This window comes from Streptomyces lucensis JCM 4490, assembly GCF_014650035.1.
Classification (GTDB): Bacteria; Actinomycetota; Actinomycetes; order Streptomycetales; family Streptomycetaceae; genus Streptomyces; species Streptomyces lucensis.
Genome location: NZ_BMUE01000007.1, coordinates 184,128 through 202,879, shown reverse-complemented (window position 1 = coordinate 202,879; position 18,752 = coordinate 184,128). Strand labels below are relative to the sequence as shown.

The window sequence follows — 18,752 nt, the reverse complement described above, 5'->3', positions numbered from 1 at the left end:
GGCCGGTCCTTGAGGCGCATGCGCCTGTCCGGCACGGAGGGACCGCGTGCGGGGTTGGGCGCCCTCGCAGCGAGCAACGAACTCCCCCTGGATCACGGAGTACCGCGATGACCAGCGATTTTCGACACCAATGCATAACCCCTCCGTATCTGCTCGAAAGAGCACTGAGAAGTGACGACCGTGAGGTCCGCCAGGCCGCGCTGAACACCATGCTCACCACTGCCCACCTGCGGGGCGAGCGAGCGGTCCGGGCAGCCTTCCCCGGTGTCGCCACTCCCGGCAACGCTCGTAGGACGATCTACGACTGCCGAAACACCACGTCTCTGCCCTTCGCGGTTCTGGCGCGGTCCGAGGACGGGCCGGAGTCGACCGACGCGTCCGTCAACCGGGCATTCGACATGCTCGGCAAGACGCGGGATTTCTTCCAACAGGTGTTCGCCCGGAACTCGATCGACGGTCACGGGATGCGCCTGAACGGGTACGTCCACTATGGCCACGAGTTCGCCAATGCCTTCTGGGACGGGCGCGAAATGGTGTTCGGTGACGGGGACGGCCGCCTCTTCTCCGACCTCACTGGCTCGATCTCCGTGATCGCCCATGAACTGGGGCACGGGGTGACCGAGCACACCACGGGGCTCGAGTATCACAACCAGTCCGGCGCCCTGAACGAGTCGATGTCGGACGTGTTCGGAGCGATGGTCGAGCAGTGGACGCTGGGTCAGACGGCCGAGCAGGCTGATTGGTTGATCGGCCGTGAGGTCTTCACGCCTCAGATCGAGGCCGATGCGCTGCGGTCGATGAAGGCGCCCGGGCATGCGTGGAACACCGAGAAGTACGGCAAGGACCCGCAGCCGGACCACATGTCCAAGTACGTCAACATGCCGGACACCTACGAGGGTGACTGGGGTGCGGTGCACTACAACTCCGGCATTCCGAACAAGGCGTTCTACCTGACGGCCGCAACCATCGGCGGATACTCGTGGGAGGCGGCCGGGCTCATCTGGTTCGAGGCTCTCAAGGCGTCCAACAGTGAGACGCGGTTCCAGGAGTTCGCGGACACCACGTACCGGAAGGCCGGAGAGCTGTACGAGGCCGGCAGCGCCGAACAGATGGCCGTGCTGGGGGCGTGGCAGGAGGTCGGCATCTCGATCACCGGGGTCTCGGCCGGGCTCGCAAGGGCGCGCAATCGCACAGCAGGCCGCAACGGGGACGCGACCGCGGCGGTCAGGGCGCTGACGGCCCAGGTGCAGGAGCTGAGCCGGGACGTGGCCGCGCTCAAGGGACGTGTGACGGCCGGCGGTTGACGTCGAGGTGCCCAGCGGCCGACGCCGGGTACCTCTACGGGAACAGCGGAAGCGGCGGACGGCTGAGAGGTGCCATGAGGGTCACTTTGTCGACGCACGGCGGGCTGGCGGCGCCTTTCCTCGCCGGCCTCCCGCCGGACGTGGTGGACACCCATGCCCTGCCCGAGAGCGCTGCGGCCGAGTTGTCCCGGCTGGTGGCCGCGGCCGTTCCGGCGACTGCGGCGACGGCGGGAGCCCCGGAGCCCCCAAGGCGTGCACCGGATGCCATGAGCTACTCGATCACGGTCGAGCAGGGCGGCCACTCGTCCGTTCTCGTCCAGTCGGACACGGACATGTCCCCGGAGTTCGCGGCGTTGCTGCGGTGGCTCAAGGAGCATGTCGCGCGCGAGTGAGCGAGGAATCGAGGTACGCCGCCCTCCGTCGCGGACCGTTGTTGCAGCGGCATCGGCGTTCGCCGCCGGTAAGGAGGAACGTCGATGCCGGCGACCACCTGAAGCCGGGCTGGAGACAGATGAGGTACGCGAAGCGATCGCACCCCGCTGAGCCCGCCGGTGGTGCGGCAGTCGTCCCACCGGTGCATCGGTCAGCGCTCCAGCGGGGGCAGGTGGGCCAACCCGGTGTCGAGCATGATGCGATCGACAGTCTCGTGCAGGGCACTGGCGGCGCCGATGACCGTCTCGCGTCCGTCGGGCAGTAGATCGCGCGGCCGGTACCAGTCGAGCAGTTGGGTCTCGTCGACGTCATCGGCGATCGGCTTGGTGGCATGCCGGACGAGGGTTTCGTCGAACGGCACGTCCAGGTAGTAGCCGTGGGTCGGGCCGCGGTGGTCGGCGCGCAGCGCCGCGAGCATGTCACCATAGTGAGCGGCATAGAGGATGCCTTCGACCACGACGTGAAACCCGGCGTCGAGGGCGTAGCGGGCCGTCATGTCGATCAGGCCGATGTTCGCCGCTCCCGGCCGGTCGTGCTCACGGAGCACGATGCGGCGGAGGTTGTCCTGGCCGACCAGGGCCAGGCCGCGGCCGAACCTCTCGCGGAGGCCAGCCGCGACGGACGACTTCCCCGAGGCGCTGTTTCCCCGCAGCACGATCAGCCGTGTCTCTTCGGTGCCCACCATCACGGCGGTCACCCTACCGATGACCGGTGACAGGGCCTTGGTCGAAGTCTCGCTGCAGGAGCCTCGCGCGCGGTAGTCGAGTCTCACCGGTGGATCTGTGCGCACGGGCCGCCAGCACGGTTGCATTCGATGCGCAGTCAGGTCTCGTCCTTGGACCTGTGCCCCTTGAGGTACCGGTCCACGTCCGAGAACCTCGCGCGGCCACCACCGCTCACCAGTACATGAGCGCGATCGAGCCGTTGCCCCAGTTGGAGTACAGGCGGGCCCGAGCCACATAACGGTGGTCCTTCACGAGCTTGACATCAAGGCGGCCGTTTCGGTCCTGTCCGCTGTCGTCGTCGGCGGTGACGTACCGCAGGCCGTCGGCGGTGTCCTCGAACAGGGCCAGGACGACGTCGCTGTTGCCGAACGTGCCCACCTGGTACCTCCGGGTCTCCGGTGGAATGATCTCGAAGTCGGCCTGACCCCCGGTGGCGAGCTGCACCGGCGCCGACTGGAACGGTTGGAGTCTGGCCGGCTGGGCGACGATCGGCGGGTACCACTGGAGCACACGCTCCTTGTCCGCGGCGGACAGGCCCAGCGTCTCCGGGATGCCGCCGCGGTAGGCTTCCGGACGAACGATGAGTCCCGGCCCGAAGCTGTACTCCATGATGGAGTCGGGGTCCCAGGTGGAACCCGTCACCTCGTTCTGCGACAGCTTGCGCAGGATGTTGTTGAACGTGACCTCGTGGGGCCAGTTGTTGGGTGGTCCGGCGAGGTCCGCGTAGACCTTCTCCTCGTCCCAGACGATGCCCGCGAACGGGTTCTGGTGCTCATGGGCGAAGCCGAACGCGTGCCCGATCTCGTGCAGCGCGGTGGCCTTGCCGTACGGGCTGGTCAGGTCCCAGCCGAACGTCATGGTCGGCTCGGTCGTGGCGATGCCCAGATTGTCCCGGCCGACGTACGACGCGGACCCCTCACTCTCCCGGAAGAGGACGCGGATCTCGGAGTCGCCGGGATCGGCGACCTCCTGGAACTCCAGCCCGATCCCGAGGGCCTTCCATGCCTGGAAGGCGTGCCGGACCTCGTCCAGCTGCTCCGGGCCTCCGATGTCACCGCCTTGGTCGAGGAAGGCGTAGTGCAGGACCGTGCCGTTGATCCACTTGGTGCGGACCAGGAGTATGGCCCTCGATCGGTTCGGGCTGAGGTCCGGGCGCAGGACTGGCTGGGTCTGCGGAGGTTGGGCGCAGTAGCGGGGCACGGCTGTCCCGCTCTCGGCCGGCGCGTTCATGGTGTCTCCTTCAGACGCGTGTCTCTCACCGCGAGGGCGAGCGCGTACCCAGCCGTCGGCCGGCGGTCGGGCGAAGGAGGGGGTCGGCGGCGTGATGTCGATCGCCACCACGGTGTCACGGCTCTTGGTGAAAATGCCCGACCTGGTGATTACATCCTCTTTCGGGGCAAGTTCCGCCGCAAGTTGTGACTGGTGAAGTGCGGCAGTTGACGGGGCGGTTGAAGTATGCGGCAGCGTTTTCTCATGCCCTCCGGGCCGTGCCTGGCAGTCGGTGACCCGATCGCGGTCCTGCCTGCCGTCTTTCGCGCCCGTGGCACGGGCAGTTGACGGCACCGCCGGAGGCGCCGCTACACGAAAGCGTCCTGTCCCGGGCGCCTACGTGCCCGCCGCGGTCCGCGACGAACACCTCGGCAAGATCACACACTTGGTGCGCTCCCTGTCCGGAGAGCCTCGGCTGTTCGGTCTGTCCGCCAAGGAGAACCGCGGCACGCGCTGGTCGAGGACGTGCGCTGCGAGATGTGCCGAAGCAACCCCCCTGCTCGCCCCTGTCGCCGGCGACGACGGGACACGTTGTCTCGCACAGGTTCGCGAAGCGATGCGGGCGGGCTCCGCCGTCGGTCCGGCGCGCGACGCCCCGTGCCGCGTGACGCCCCGTACCGCGCGATCCGCTCTCCGTCAAGTAACGAACGTTCGGGGCTGGGGCGCCTCCTCGTTCCCGGGGGACGGTGGCAGCCGACCTTCCGTGCGACCCATCGCGGTGGGCACGAACCCGAAAGGAGGCGGCATGTACCGCTGGCTTGGCTGCTTCGCCACCCGTCGCCCCCGATGCGTGCTGCTGGCCGCCCTCGGCTTCCTCGTCCTGTCGCTGGTCGTGGGCTCGTCGGCGACGGGCCGGCTGAAGACGCAGGGGTACGACGACCCCGCCTCCGACTCCAGCTTCGTGGCCCGCGTGACCGCGCCGTACCAGGGCACGTCCGCGAACCTGGTCGTCGTCGTGCGGGTCGGCCACGGCGGTGTCGACGACCCCGCCGCGCGCACCGAGGGACGCGTACTGACCCGGCGCCTGGCCGCCCAGCCGTACGTGGGCGACGTGTCCTCCTACTGGAGCGGCGGGCCGGCGGAGCTGCGCGGCCGCGACGGCCGCTCGGCGCTGCTGATCGCGCATGTCGACGGCGACGGTGAGCAGATCGGCCCGCGTGCCGAGCGGGTGCGCGCGGCGCTGTCCGGCCGGTCGGGCCGCTCGGACCGCTCGGGCGTCACCGTGCACGTGGGCGGCACGGCCCTGGCCGACCAGGAGATGCATGATCTCGCCGCCTCGGACCTGAGACGGGCCGAGGCCGTCGTCCTGCCCGGCACCCTCCTGCTCCTGGTCCTGGTGTTCGGCAGCGTGATGGCGGCGGTCCTGCCGCTGCTGATCGGTGTCCTGGCGATCGGCGGGACCCTGCTGGCCCTGAGCCTTCTCGGCGGCGTCACCGACGTGTCGGTGTTCGCGCTGAACCTGACCACCGCGCTCGGACTCGGCCTGGGCATCGACTACGGGCTGCTGATCGTCTCCCGGTTCCGGGAGGAACTGACCGCCGGGCACGAGTCCCGAGAGGCCGCCCGGCGGACGGCACGCGCCGCGGGCCACACCATCTTCTTCAGCGCCGCCACGGTCTGTGCGGCGCTGGCGGCGCTGCTCCTCTTTCCGCCGTACTTCCTGCGTTCCTTCGCCTACGCCGGCATCGCCGTGGTGGCCGTTGCCGCGGTCGCCGCCGTGACGGTACTGCCGGCGCTGCTGGCGTTGCTCGGCCGCCGCGTGAACGCGTGGGCGGTGCCCTGGCGCCGCAGGACCCGGGCCGGCTCCGCGTCGCGGTTCTGGGAGCGGCTGGCACGGTGCGTCGTACGCCACCCGGTGCTCGCCGCACTGCCGGTGCTCGCCCTGCTGGCGACGCTCGCGGCACCCTTCACCCACGCGGGATTCGCGACTCCCGACGACCGGGCGCTGCCCCGGACCACGTCCAGCCGGCAGGCCGGTGACCTGCTGCGCGGCCACTTCGACCGAGGGAGCGCCGACGCCCTCACGGTGGTCTTCACCAGTCCCACGCCCCAGACAGCGCGCGACTACGCGCCCGAGCTGTCCGCACTGCCCGGCGTGGCCGAGGTCGTCGGCCCGTCCGGAGTGTGGCGGCACGGCATTCGGGTGGCTCCCGCGGGCTCCGCGGCGACCCACCTCCTGCCGTCCGGTCCCGACGCTCCCGCGCTGTTCTCGGTGGTGCCGTCGGCCGACCCGCACTCGCACGCCGCCCAGCGCCTGGTCCGCACTGTCCGCGGGACACCGACGCCCCCGGACACCGAGATCCACGTCGGCGGTCCGAGCGCCGCGCTCGTCGACGCGAAGGACACCATCGCCGGGCGGCTGCCCGTCGCCGCGGCCGTGATCGCCGGCAGTACGTTCCTGCTGCTGTTCCTCTTCTCCCGCAGCCTCCTGCTGCCGCTGAAGGCGATCGCGCTGAACTGCCTGAGCCTCGCCGCCGTTCTCGGCGCCATGGTGTGGGTCTTCCAGTCCGGGCACCTGCGGACGCTGCTGGGGTTCACTCCCGGGCCGCTCAGCACGACCATGCCGGTGCTGCTGTTCTGCGTCGTCTTCGGGCTCTCGGTGGACTACGAGGTCTTCGTCCTGGCCCGCATCAAGGAGGCGCACGACGCCGGACAGGACACCGCCGACGCGATCGTGAACGGTGTCGCCCGCACCGGCGGCATCGTCACGACAGCGGGCGCCCTGCTCGCTTTCACGCTCCTCGCCTTCGGTACCTCCCAGGTGGCCCTCCTGCAGTTCTTCGGGATCGGGGCGGGCCTGGGCGTCCTGCTCGATGCGAGCCTCGTGCGCGGTGTCCTCGTGCCGGCGTTCATGCGCCTCGCCGGCGGACTGAACTGGTGGGCCCCGTGGCCGTTCGCCGGACGCACGCGCACCGGGCGGCCTTCCGGCGGACGCGCCTTGTCCGGGCCGGCTCAGCCGCCTCCCCCGCCGGCCCGCGCACGCAGGCACGACACCGGCACACCCGCCGCCCGTACGCGGCCGCCACCCCCCTCACCTCCCTGACCCCCGTCCCCTCACCATCCCTCCCCCGCCGGCTGTCCGTACCGGACGCCAGAACCGAAGCAGGTTTCCCATGAATGACATCGCCGTCGTCGGCCTCGGCTGCCGTTTCCCCGGCGCCCACGACACTCGCGCGTACTGGCGGCTCCTCCTCGGCGCGGAGCAGCGGTTCGCCCCCGTCCCGGAGGAGCGCTGGAACCATGCCGCGTTCCACGACCCCGTCGACCGGTCCGCCCCCGACACCGCCTACACCGACCAGGTCGCCTTCCTCGACGAAGTGGACCGCTTCGCCGCCTCGCACTACGGTCTGCCACCCCGCCGTGCGGGGGCCATGGACCCGCAGCACCGGCTGATGCTCGACGTCACCCGTGAGGCCCTCGACGACGCGGGGCTCGGCCGGGGCGGCTTCGACCGGGAGAGCACGGGCGTCTTCTTCGGCCTGTCGGCGTCCGACTACAGGGAGCTGCTGACGGCAAGCCTGAGAGCACGCGGCATCGCCGAGGGATCGTCCGACCCCGCCCTCGCGCAGGCGATCAAGGACCGGGCCGTGGCACAGCTCGCGGTCGCCGACTCCTTCGCCCTTCCGGGAAGCCTGGTCAACATGGCGCCCGCCGCCGTGAGCCGGCACTTCGGCTTGGGCGGCCCCAGCTTCGCTGTCGACGCAGCGTGCTCCAGCTCGCTGATCGCCCTCGAACAGGCGGTACTCCACCTGCGCCAGGGCACCTGCACCATGGCCGTCGTCGGCGGTGTCTACCTCAGTCTCACGCCGGACAGCCTCGTGGGCTTCTCCCGTCTCGGCGCGCTGTCGGCCAACGGGGTGTGCCGCCCGTTCGACGAACGGGCCGACGGCTTCGTCCTGGGCGAGGGGGCCGGCGCGGTCATCGTACGGCCCCTGATGGACGCGCTCGCCGCGGGTGACCGTGTCTACGCCGTCATCAAGGGCATCGGCTCGGCGAACGACGGCCTCACCCCCGGCCCCCTGAGCCCCACGTCGGAAGGACAGCTGCGGGCCATGCGCCGCGCGTACGCCGACGCGGGCCTGCCGCCCTCCGCCGTGGGGTTCATCGAAGCGCACGGCACCGGAACCACGGTCGGCGACCGCGTCGAGGTGGAGGCGCTGCGCCGGCTGCGCGAGGAGTACCCGGACGAGGACCCCGGCCTGAGCTACCTGTCCTCGGTCAAGGCGCTCATCGGGCACTCGCTGTCCGCGGCGGGCATCGCGGGGCTGATCAAGACCGCTCTGGTGGTGCACCACCGTACGGTCGTGCCACAGCCGGACTTCACCCCTCATCCGGGTCTCGGGCTCGACGCCGCCGGCCTGCGCGTCGCCGGTGCGGTCCAGCCGTGGCCGGACGGCGGCACCCCGCGGTGCGCCGCCGTCAGCTCATTCGGCTTCGGCGGTACGAACGTCCACGTGGTCCTGCAGCAGGCGCCCGCCCCGGCCCCCGTACGGCGGCCGGCGGGCACCCAGGCCGTGCCCGAACCCCAGCTCGTCCTGATCTCAGCGGGCGGCCCGGAGCTGCTTCAGGAGCACATCGGCGAGTTGCTCGGCGCCCTGGAGCACACGCCCGGCGCGTCGATGGCGGCACTGGCGCACACCTTGGGCGGCCGCGAGCTACTGCCCAGCAGGCTCGCGATCGTGGCCAACGACGCCGCCGCGTTCACCGAGCGGTTGCGCCGGGCCCGGAAGCAGTTGGCTCAGGGCGCCCGGGGGGACCTCGGCGACAGTGCCTTCGCCGCCGACACCCCCCTGTCTCCCGCCGAGCGCCGTGTGGCCTTCGTCTTCCCCGGCCAGGGCAGTCAGCAGCCGGGCATGCTGCGGGCCCTCAACCAGAGGTTCGCCGGGTTCCGCCGCGTCGTCGGCGCGCTGGGCGCCGTCGCGGGGACCGACGTGTCCGGTCTGCTCTACGGCGGCTGTACGCACGAGGAGGCGAGGCGGCGGCTCGCCGCCACCGAGGTGTGCCAGCCCGTGCTCGGCACCGTGCAGATCGCCGCCACCCAGTTGCTGGCCACGTGCGGCGTGACCCCCGCCCTCGCGCTCGGCCACAGCCTCGGCGAGTTCGCCGCCGCCGCGGCGGCCGGGTTCCTCACCGCCGAGGAGACCGTACGGCTGCTCGCCCACCGGGGTGCGGTGATGCAGGATGCCGAAACGGAGTCCCGAGGCGGGATGCTCGCCGTGCAGGCCGACAGGCACACCTGCCGGCGGCTCGTGCGGGGCATCGACGACGTATGGCTCGCGTGCTTCAACCACGCGCGCCAGATCGTGGTGAGCGGCACCGAGGAAGGGCTCGCAGCGCTGCGGCGGGTCTGTGCCGAGGCGGGAATCGCGGCCTCCGTCCTCGAGGCGTCCAGCGCCTTCCACTCGCCGCGGCTGACCCGGGCCGACGACGCCATGCGCGCGGATCTCGCCCGCCGCCCCCTAGGCACGCCTCGCCTGCCGTTCGTCTCGGCCGTGAGCGGCACAATGTGCGGCGAGCCGGGGCGGCTGCGTGAACTATGGGCGCGCCACTCGTCCGGGCCGGTCCACTTCGACGACGCCGTGCGCAGCGCCTACGACGCCGGCGCCCGTGTCTTCCTCCAGGTGACTGGGGGCGGTTCACTCCTCGCCTCGGTCCGCCGCAACCTCACCGGCCACGACGACGTCCACGTCGTCGCTGCCTGTACGGCGCCGGACGACACGTGGGCCTTTCCGCGGGCCCTGGCTCGGCTGGCGGTCCTGGGCGTTCCGGTCGACCCTCGGACCCTGGTGCGGGAGGAGGATCGTCGGCCGCTGGACCTTCCGGTGGCCCGGCTGGAGGAGCGGTCCTACTGGGTGCGCCGTCCGGGTCCCGGGCGGGAGCCCGGCAAGTCCCAGCCCCAGTCCCAGTCCCAGTCCCCGGCTCACTCCCAGCCTCAGCCCACGACCGGCAACTCGGTCGTCCACGCGTCCGGCCGCGCGACCGACAACCCGGCCACGGAGACCCCGATGCACGAACTGCTCGACCTCATCCAGCAGCAGGTCACTCTCCTCAGGCACCTGAACGACACCCTGTCCGCCAAGGACACGGCCACGGCCGACGCCCTGCCCCGGCCCACGGCCGCCTCTGCCGAGGCGTCCGCCCCGCCGGGCCCCTGCCCGGCTCCCGAGGCCGAGGAGGCCGTACTCGAGCACATAGGCCGCGTCAGCGCCTTCCCGGTGGAACAACTGCGGGCCGGTCAACTCCTGGTCGAGGACCTCGGCTTCGACTCGCTGATGCTGACCGACCTGTTCACATCGCTCAAGGCCCGCTGGCCCTCGCTCACGATCGACGAGCGGTGCGCTCGGCCGACCGTCGGCAGCATCACGGCGATGATCAGGGAGGATGCCGCGGAGGACGGCGCCCCGCCGCCGGAGGAGCAACGGCGCATCGAGTGCTTCCCCGAGGTCACCGCGCACCACGAGCGGATCGACGGGCTCGGTGAACTCCGCCTGCCCAACCCGTACTTCCTGGTCCACGACGGTGGGATGACGGATCGGACGGTCGTCGACGGCCGGGAACTCGTCTCCTTCTCCGGCTACAACTACCTGGGCCTGGCCACGCATCCGAAGGTGGGCGAGGCCGTCAAAGAGGCCGTGGACCAGTACGGCACATCGGCTTCCGCCAGTCGGCTGCTGTCCGGCACCCGTCCCCCACACCTCGGTCTGGAGAGCGAACTCGCCCGCACCCTGGGCACCGACGACGCGATCACCCTGACCAGCGGGCACGCCACCAACGTCACCGTGATCGGACATCTCGTCGGGCCGGGGGACCTGATCGTCCACGACGCGCTCGCCCACGACAGCATCCTGCAGGGCTGCAAGCTGTCCGGCGCGACGCGGCGGCCCTTCCCGCACAACGACGCGGCGGCCCTGGACGCACTTCTCACCGGGATCCGCCACCAGTACCGACGGGTACTGGTCGTGGTGGAGGGCGTGTACAGCATGGACGGTGACATCGCCGACCTGCCGGCCCTGGTCCCGGTCAAGCACCGGCACGGGGCGCTGCTGATGGTCGACGAGGCGCACAGCATCGGTGTGCTCGGCGCCACCGGGCGAGGTGTCGGCGAACACTTCGACGTCGAGCGCCCCGACGTCGACCTGTGGATGGGCACTCTTTCCAAGTCGCTGGCCGGATGCGGCGGTTACGTCGCGGCGAACCGTGCAGTGGTCGACTATCTGCGCTACACCGCGCCGGGCTTCGTCTACAGCGCGGGCATGACTCCCGCCAACGCGGCCGCCTCACTGGCCGCGCTGCGCCTGATGCGGGCCGAACCGGAGCGCCTTGCCCGGCTCGGGGAGAACGCGGCGCTGTTCCTGCGCCTGGCCCGCGGGGCGGGCCTTGATACGGGAGGCAGCGAGGGCACGCCGATCGTGCCGTGCGTCGTGGGAGACTCGGCGGAGACGCTGCGGCTGGCCCGGGCGCTCTTCGAACAGGGGATCAGCGTCAACCCCATCCTCCACCCGGCGGTTCCCGAAGAGCTGGCCCGGCTGCGGTTCTTCCTCACCTGCGAGCACACGCCGGAACAGATCCGGTACACGGTCGCGGCCCTGGCGGGGCAGTTGCGGCGGGCCGGCGGCGCGGACATCGCCCCCGCCGCGTGACGAGCGGAGGCCGCCATGCCGTACGCCGTGTTCCCCGCGATCGCGCCGGGCCGAGTCCACCACTGGGAAGAGTCTGCTTTCCTCGTGGCCCGGCGCGATCTTCTCGGCGCGACACCCTCCTGGTCGCCGCTGCCGCTGTTCACCCCTGCCGAGCGGCAGGTCTTCCACGGCCTGCCGCGGTGGCGGCAGGCCGAGTGGGAAGCGGGCCGCCTTCTCGCCAAGACCGTGGTGTCCTCGGTGACCGGCCGGCCGGTCACCGAGGTGGAGATCCTCCCCCGCGCCGACGGCAGCCCTCGCCTCTCGGTCCCCGGCCTCCAGGTCTCCATCAGCCACACGGCCCACCACGTCGCCGCGGCTGTCGCACCCGGCGCGGTCGGCGTGGACCTGTGCGAACTGAGCGCCGCTCCCTCCGTAGGCCGCGCCGCGGCCCATGTCCTGGCCCCCGCGGAGCGACAGCTCACCCGCGAGTCCCCTGAACTGCTCACAGCGGCCTGGGCCCTGAAGGAGGCAGCGGTGAAGGCCGGCCGCCAGGGCCTGTTCTGCGAGGCTCCACGCCGTGTCCGCATCCTCACCCTGATCCCGCCCGTGCTGTCCGGCGGCCGCCGGGCCCTGGTCGGCAGCGCCGGTACGGCGACCCTCGCCGTCGTCCTCCCGTGAGCGGCGGTCCCGACGGCGAGGTTCTCGGTCCTCGCGCCGAAGCTCCCTGCCGGCGCACCACAGCTGTTCAGGGTCACTGATCGGTCTCACGCCATCCGGACGCTGCGGTCCGCGCCGGTCCGGGCGGCGGATGCGGCGTCAGTCGGACGACGAGTGGTCCTCGAAGTAGAACCAGTTGTCACCGTTCTCCGCGGAGAAGATGTATTGACCGTCGTCCTCCTCCGTCTCGGCGACGACGATCGAGGACGCCTTGTCGTGGAGGGCGCCGTCCACCTTCCGGGTGTCCGCCTCCAGGGTGATCTGTGCCCCGGTGAAGTCCGCGTGCTCGTAAAGCGTCGCCTTCCACCCTGACGGCACGCGGACGGAGGAGATGCAGTCGTTCATGGACGGGTCGAGCTTGTGGCGTCCCTGGTCGAGCGTGGCGCTCTTGCCCTTGTAGTCGACGTCGGCGTAAACAGTCACAGACATGGGGGGTCCATCCCTTCTCTGAGTGTCACCAATCGGACTATACGTAGCAAGGCGGTCTACGGCTCGTTGAGCGCAGGTCGGACAGCCCGGTGCGGTCCGGTGTCCGTACCTCGCGGGTGCGCCCGCGGTGACGACGCCGGCGCCGAGCCGTCAGGCGGGCTGGACGGTGATCGTGCAGAGGCGTTTGGTGGCCCGGGTCAGGGCCACGTACAAGTCCCTTTCACCACCGGGGCGGGCCATGGTGATCTCCTCGGGGTTCACGACGACGACCCCGTCGAATTCCAGTCCGCGGGCTTCGGACGCCGGCACGATGCGCGCGTGGTGAGCGATGTCTTGGGCCGTCAGCTCACTCACTCTGGTGTCCGCGCAGATCACTCCCAGAAGCTCGCCGGGGTGTGCGGTGCTCTGGGCGCGGAGTTCCGTAACGACGGCGGTGACCAACCCGTCCGGAGGTGTGGTCACGGTGCGAGGGCTCTCACCGTTGCGCAGTGACCGTGTGGGCTCGCGATCCGGAGCGATCCGCTTGAGCAGGTCCCGGACGCTTTCCAGGATCTCCTGCGTGGTGCGGTAACTGACGGTCAGGTTGTGCAGCTTGAACCGCGGTCCGACGTGGGGGCTCAGTGCTTCCTTCCAGTCGCGTGCTGTCGCGACCGGGCCCGCCTGGGCGAAGTCACCCACCAACGTCATCGCACTTGCCGGGCAGCGGCGGACGATCATCCGCCACTGCATGGCGGTCAATTCCTGCGCCTCGTCGACGACGACGTGCCCGTACGTCCGCTCGGGGGGACCGTCGACCAGGCTCGCCGCCTCGTCCAGCAACGGCACATCGGCATCGGTCCACGGGTCGTCCGGGCCGCGCAGTAAAAGCGACCGCTCCTGCGCGGTCAGAAGGGGCAGACGCTCGGCGAGAGCGTCCGCGTTCGTCAAAAGCGCCTTCACGAGGTCACCGGGTACCAGCCGCGGCCACAACGCCTCCACCGCCCGGTCGACGACGGCGTCGTCCAGGAGATCGGCTCGGATGGCGTCCACATCCAGCTCATGTACCGGCCCCGAGTCGGCCGCACCTTCGGCACGGCGCTGAGCGGCTCCCGTGAACCGGTCGAGGTCCAGGCCCGTCATCGTTTCGGCATCGGCGTCGATCTGCTCCAGGAGGTCGCCCATGTCTCGTTGCATCGCGTCGGTGACGGCGTCGGCCAAGAGCTCCTTGAACACCTGGCGCGCCGGGTTGTGCCCCGGTGCGGCCGCCACAGCGGCGTCGCGTGCCGTGGCCACTTCGTCGCCGGACAGGCGAACCAGTTCCTGCCCGACCCGCACGGCGAAGTCACCGGCGGGGGCTTGGTGGACGCGCAGCAGGCCGGCCAAGGCGTCGGCGAGGTCGGAGCTGCCCTTGAGACGCGCCGTAGCGCACGGGTCCACCGTGTCCGTGGGCACTCCTGCCAGTTCCCGGCAGGTCGCCAGAGTGACGTCGTTCTCTCCGAGGGAGGGGAGGACCTGCGAGATGTAGTCGAGGAACCGGGCGTTCGGGCCGACCACCAGGACACCCTCCTCCGCGGCGCGCGGGAACGCGTACAGGACATAGGCCGCCCGGTGCAGGGCGACCACCGTCTTGCCGGTGCCGGGACCGCCCTGCACCACGGTCACCCCGCGGTGGGCGGAACGGACGACCTCGTCCTGCTCGGCCTGCAGTGTCGCGACGGCCGCGTGCATCCTGCCCGTACGCCGTGCTGACAGAGCTTCGGTCAACGGGCCGTCCCCCACGATGTCCTGGTCGGTCGGGGCGGTCCCGTCCAGCAGTTCGTCGCTCACCGAGATGACCGTGCGCTCTTCGAGGCGCAGGTGCCGGCGCCGCCGCAGGTTCATCGGGTGGACCGGTGTCGCCTCGTAGAAGGGTCGCGCCGCGTTCGCGCGCCAGTCCACGAGCAGAGGCAGGTCGTCCTCCTCCGTACACAGTCCGATCCGCCCGATACGCAGGACCGTGCCATCCGTCCAGTCGATGCGCCCGAAGACCAGCCCCTTTTCGGCTCCCTCCAGCCGGGCGATTTCCTTGGCCAGACGCTCAGCGGTGTTTTCTCTCTCGTGTGCCTCGCCGACGCTGTCCGCAGGGGCCTTCAGCACCCTCGCTCGCTGTTCTCGCGCCTCGGAAAGCCGCTCAGTGAGCAACCCGTACAACGAGGACACATAGTCCTGCTCCGATGCAACCGCACGCACGACGGGATCAATCGATTTCGACAACAGGAGGCTCCTTCGATTTGAGCCACACCATAGGGCCGAAGTTCTCTGAAGGTAAGTCTTGACTTACCCGTCGAAGCCATGTCCCTGAGACTGATTTCATGGGGTGACCGTATTCCGTATCAAGGATTCCGCGGTCCCGTGGATGGCTAATGCGGCTACCGAAAAAGAGTCATTCCCACAATGGAATCCAGGCGACGGTGTCCTCCAGCCTGGAGCGTGTACGGCCTCTTTCGGTCGGTAGCGAGGAGGCGCTCCGGCCAGTTGCGGTGCGCCGCGACGGCGGCCTCGCTGATCTGCGCCTCGGGAGTCCCGGTCGAAGGCGTGAATGCCGCCGGGCCGCACGTGCAGCTTCGAGAGCCACGCGCGCACGCCGACGCGCCCCATCTCTTCGAGCCAGTGGAATTTCAGCGTCGGGCTGTGGCAGGTCGCCAGTGCGCGCGTAGTTCCTCAGCTGCCGTGCCGGCCTGGGCTTCGCCCGCCTGGTAGGCCGCCTGCCACACTTCGGGGTCGCTCTGCTCGGCGTCCAGGAGGCGCACCGCGGTCGGATCGGGGGCCATGATGTGGGCGCCTTCGGCGGTGGGGGATGGATGGCGGTGGGCGAGCGGGTCGACCACCACTACCGTGCGGGCATCGCCCGCCAGGTCGATGTTGGTGCCGGCTCGCAGGGCGCCGTCGAAGTAGTGGCGGCCGTCAACGGTGACGGGGGGCTCAATCCCGGGGAAGGCGCTGGACGCGGCGACCGCGCGAGCCAGTGGGACACCCGCGGCGGCGTCCCACACGATCGGCTCGCCGCTCTCGGCGTCAACCGCCGGTATCAGCAGAGGGCGTTGCGGCCAGCTGTCAGCGGCGATCAGTGCGGCGCGCTGGGCGATCAGCCGGTTCTCCGCCTGCTCGTCGACCGTTTCCAGGGCGATACGACCCACCCGGCGACGGGCTTCGGCGGGGTCCAGGCTTGGATCGCCGAGTACCGCGAACACCGAGCCCGTCACCGCCGGGTTGGGACGGTGCAGCACGGACGAGGCGTTGGCGGAGCGCCGGACGGTGGCAAGGCGGGCGGGGTCCTGCCCGGTGGCCATGACTGCGCCGACGATCGCCCCTGCTGAGGTGCCCACGATGACATCGGCCTCACCCAGGTCAACGCCGAGCCTGCGTAGCCCCGTCATCAGTCCGGCCGTCCAAGCGGTGCCAAGACGCCCGCCGGGACCCAGTACCAGCGCCCTGTCTAGCTCGTGCATGCCTTCGGTATCCATGGCTCTCCGTCCGTTACCGCACACCCGGTTCACATAGTTGCACAGCGCTGTCGGACGAGAGCCGCCCCACGTACTACCCGGATCGGGGACGAGCCGTCACCGACTGGGGCGTGTTGGGCCTTCAAGCGCAGCTGGCGAAGTCTGCTGATACACCGAACACACTGACATCTAAGGCCCGTTGGTGCTATTTTCCTTAGCACCATGCTTCTGAGGTTGAACGTCGCCGACAACCGCCCCCTGCACGAGCAGGTGGCCGGTGCGATCCGGCGGGCCATCGCCGAGGGCGAGTGCCGGCCGGGCGAGCGGCTTCCCCCCGCGCGAGATCTCTCCCGGGCGCTCGGAATGAACGTCAACACCGTTTTGCGGGGGCTTCGGACGCTACGCGAAGAGGGGCTGCTCGAGTTCCGGAGGGGCCGGGGCGTGGCGGTCGCCGACGGAGCGGACCAGCGCTCCGCACTGGTGGATCGCGTACGCGACCTGGTGGCCGACGCCGCGCACTTGGGCTACGGCAAGAGCGACCTCATCGACATGATCAGGGGGATGCCGTGACCGACGGTGCGCGACGCAAGAGCGGGGCAGCCTGGGGCCTGGCAGGCTGGGCTGCCGTGGTCCTGGTGCTGCTGGCCGGACTGCCGCCGGCTGCGAGTGGCCGGCTGCCGGACCGGTTGGCGATTCACTGGAGCGCTGCTTCCGGCAGGCCCGACGGTTCCATGCCGCTGTGGGCCGCCGCTGCTTTCCCGGCGCTGATCTGGGCGGTGCTGACCGCCGTTGTGGTGCTGGCCGTGTGGCGGTCAGGAACCCGCACGATTCCAGGATGGGCGGTCGCGACCTTCGGATGCGGTGGTGTGCCTCTGGTCGGTGGGCAGGTGTCCGTGGTACGGGCGAACATGGACCGCGAGGACTGGCACGGGGCGGGCTCGGTGACGGGTTGGGTCGTGGGCACGCTCGTCGTGACGGCCGTGAGCGGTGCCGTCGCGTTGTTCACCTTGTGCCGGAAGCCGGCCGCTCCGCGGTCCGTCACCGACGGTCCGACCATCGACGTCCCCGCCGGACACCGGTTCGTGTGGCTCTCCCGCACGTCGAACCCGTGGCTTCAGACGACATTCGCCGTGACGGGGCTGCTGGCGGTCGCCGCAGGCATGGCGGCGCTGGCGGGTCTCACGGACCTGACCGCGGGGGTGGTGGGCGCCGCGGCGCTCGCTGTCTCTTCCGTTCTGACTCTGTGCTGCTCCTCCGTGCAGGCCCGGGTCAGCGAGCGAGGACTGGAGGTGACCTTCGGGCCCTTGGGCTGGCCGAGACGGCGCTGGTGCCCTGCGGGTATCGAGTCCGCCCGTGCCGAGAACCGCACGCCTGCCCAAGTGGGTGGCTGGGGCTACCGGCTGAGCGGGCTGGGTACCACCGTGATGCTGCGCGGCGGTGAGTGTCTCGTCGTCCGATCCCGCACAGGAAAGGAATTCGCGGTGAGCGTGGACGATGCCGAACGCGGAGCAGCCCTCTTGAACTCCACCTCCGAGCGATCGGACGGGTGACGGGCCGACCGGCTAGCCCCACACCTACGCGCACCGGTCCGGAAGACGTCGGTGCGGGTGTCACGCCCGATGGCGGTGTGGACGGGGTCAGGGATACCGATCCTGGCGCCGGGCCGGCAGTACTCGAGCGCGGAAGAACATCCGGTCGTCGGCGGGCGCCTGCCGGCGTCGTCGACACCGCCATGCGCAGCGGCCCCGCAGACAGGAGGAGCAGGGTTCCACTGCTGGGCCTGCGGGGCCGGTGCATCACTCACGTACCCTGCGGTGCGTCCGATACGCCCGATCCCTCCCAACCACCCACAAGGCGCCCTATGCGAGGGGGGCTCGGCCGCATGCGGCCGAGCCCCTCCAATTTTCTCGCGCGTGGCGCGCAGGTGGCGTCCGTCGTCTACCAGCGGTACCAGCGGCCCTTGCGGCCGCCGCTGTCCGCGGTGCGGACGACGAAGCCCAGCAGCCACACGACGAGCACGATCACCGCGATCCACCACAGCGCCTTCAGCGCGAAACCCGCACCGAAGAGGATCAGAGCCAGCAGAAGAACCAGAAGCAGGGGAACCATTGTTATCAACCTCCTGGCCATCAAGTGCCCTTACCTTGCACTGACAAGCCCACAAAAGGTGAGTTACTTTTAAGGAGTACAGGGCATATGGGCGCGGCGCGCCATGCATGGCTTTCCCAGCTCCGGCCCTCACGCACCGCCGTACCGCAGCACCGCCGTACCGCAGCACCGCCGTACCGCAGCACCGCAGCACCGATTCCGGCCGCGCCGCTCAGATGCGGTCCGCGACCAGAACGTAGTCGTAGTAGAGGGGGTCGCCCTCCTCGTCCACCGGGTACTCGTAGCTGCTCTGGTTCGCGAGGATCACCTTGAGCTCCGGCAGGGCATCGAAGCCGAGGTCGTTCTCCTCGATGGCGTGACCCCGCTCCGCCAGTTGTTCGAAGAGGTCCTCGCTCGGCGTGCGGAAGACGTCGAGCCCGTCCAGCAGCACCCGCACGTCGGCGTCCTCGTCCTGGAACCGGAACAGCTCCACGCCGCTCAGCGCGCCCTTGGTGAACCCGAGCACGATGTTCAGCCGGGACTCGTCGTGCGTGAGGCCGATCTGCCCCGGCTCCTCGTCGCTCGAGACGGTACGGAAGAGACCCCACCTTTCCACTGCGGCACGCGCTTCGTCGACCGACATGCCGAGCCGGAAGCGCCCGACACCCACGTGCGGCACAAGCTCAAGTTCCATGCTCACTCCCTCGA

Annotated in this window: 14 protein-coding genes; 7 read left to right on the top strand and 7 right to left on the bottom strand. The window is 70.4% G+C overall.

The features are described 5' to 3' along the window. The first annotated feature begins 107 nt into the window (after positions 1-107). Entirely contained in the window at positions 108-1,304 is a 1,197-nt protein-coding gene (locus IE177_RS18110; RefSeq protein WP_190016393.1) for a M4 family metallopeptidase, read from the top strand. 74 nt (positions 1,305-1,378) lie between these two features. Further along, positions 1,379-1,696 (top strand): protealysin inhibitor emfourin, encoded by a 318-nt coding sequence (locus IE177_RS18105; protein ID WP_190016392.1) that lies wholly within the window; start codon positions 1,379-1,381, stop codon positions 1,694-1,696. 191 nt (positions 1,697-1,887) lie between these two features. Here IE177_RS18105 and IE177_RS18100 read toward each other — a convergent pair whose 3' ends face one another. Continuing rightward, positions 1,888-2,421: a P-loop NTPase family protein gene (locus tag IE177_RS18100; protein WP_190016556.1), complete on the bottom strand. Its 534-nt coding sequence runs from the start codon at positions 2,419-2,421 to the stop codon at positions 1,888-1,890. A 211-nt stretch (positions 2,422-2,632) separates the two neighbouring features. Beyond that, positions 2,633-3,691, bottom strand: a complete 1,059-nt coding sequence (locus IE177_RS18095) for a M12 family metallopeptidase (RefSeq protein WP_190016391.1) — start codon at positions 3,689-3,691, stop codon at positions 2,633-2,635. Between the two features lie 784 nt (positions 3,692-4,475). Here IE177_RS18095 and IE177_RS18090 point away from each other — a divergent pair. The 3 genes from IE177_RS18090 to IE177_RS18080 all read left to right on the top strand — a co-directional run bounded on the left by IE177_RS18090 (position 4,476) and on the right by IE177_RS18080 (position 12,027). Then, positions 4,476-6,773, top strand: a complete 2,298-nt coding sequence (locus IE177_RS18090; RefSeq protein WP_190016390.1) for an MMPL family transporter — start codon at positions 4,476-4,478, stop codon at positions 6,771-6,773. A 70-nt stretch (positions 6,774-6,843) separates the two neighbouring features. Further along, complete coding sequence (locus IE177_RS18085; RefSeq protein WP_190016389.1) at positions 6,844-11,370, top strand: type I polyketide synthase; 4,527 nt, start codon at positions 6,844-6,846, stop codon at positions 11,368-11,370. 15 nt (positions 11,371-11,385) lie between these two features. Continuing rightward, complete coding sequence (locus tag IE177_RS18080) at positions 11,386-12,027, top strand: 4'-phosphopantetheinyl transferase family protein (protein WP_190016388.1); 642 nt, start codon at positions 11,386-11,388, stop codon at positions 12,025-12,027. 138 nt (positions 12,028-12,165) lie between these two features. Here the strand turns inward: IE177_RS18080 and IE177_RS18075 are convergent, their stop codons facing one another. The 3 genes from IE177_RS18075 to IE177_RS18065 form a co-directional block, all read right to left on the bottom strand. After that, complete coding sequence (locus IE177_RS18075) at positions 12,166-12,495, bottom strand: peptidase inhibitor family I36 protein (RefSeq protein ID WP_190016387.1); 330 nt, start codon at positions 12,493-12,495, stop codon at positions 12,166-12,168. Positions 12,496-12,645: 150 nt separating this feature from the next. Next, the gene (locus IE177_RS18070) at positions 12,646-14,727 is read right to left on the bottom strand and encodes a HelD family protein (protein ID WP_506005055.1); all 2,082 of its coding nucleotides are present in this window, start codon (positions 14,725-14,727) and stop codon (positions 12,646-12,648) included. A gap of 404 nt (positions 14,728-15,131) precedes the next feature. Next, positions 15,132-15,977, bottom strand: coding sequence for a patatin-like phospholipase family protein (locus tag IE177_RS18065; protein ID WP_190016386.1), 846 nt, complete (start codon positions 15,975-15,977; stop codon positions 15,132-15,134). Between the two features lie 201 nt (positions 15,978-16,178). On the opposite strand from IE177_RS18065, the gene IE177_RS18060 reads away from it, so the two are divergent. Both IE177_RS18060 and IE177_RS18055 read left to right on the top strand, forming a co-directional pair. Further along, positions 16,179-16,526, top strand: a complete 348-nt coding sequence (locus tag IE177_RS18060) for a GntR family transcriptional regulator (RefSeq protein ID WP_190016385.1) — start codon at positions 16,179-16,181, stop codon at positions 16,524-16,526. Further along, positions 16,523-17,506 (top strand): DUF1648 domain-containing protein, encoded by a 984-nt coding sequence (locus tag IE177_RS18055; RefSeq protein WP_229816101.1) that lies wholly within the window; start codon positions 16,523-16,525, stop codon positions 17,504-17,506. Before IE177_RS18060 ends, IE177_RS18055 begins: the two co-directional genes overlap by 4 nt. Before the next feature lie 388 nt (positions 17,507-17,894). Here IE177_RS18055 and IE177_RS18050 read toward each other — a convergent pair whose 3' ends face one another. Then, positions 17,895-18,065, bottom strand: coding sequence for a DUF5670 family protein (locus IE177_RS18050; RefSeq protein WP_011113206.1), 171 nt, complete (start codon positions 18,063-18,065; stop codon positions 17,895-17,897). Between the two features lie 211 nt (positions 18,066-18,276). After that, positions 18,277-18,738 carry a hypothetical protein gene (locus tag IE177_RS18045; RefSeq protein ID WP_190016384.1) on the bottom strand — a complete coding sequence of 154 codons (462 nt, stop codon included), beginning with the start codon at positions 18,736-18,738 and terminating at the stop codon, positions 18,277-18,279. Positions 18,739-18,752 lie beyond the last annotated feature (14 nt).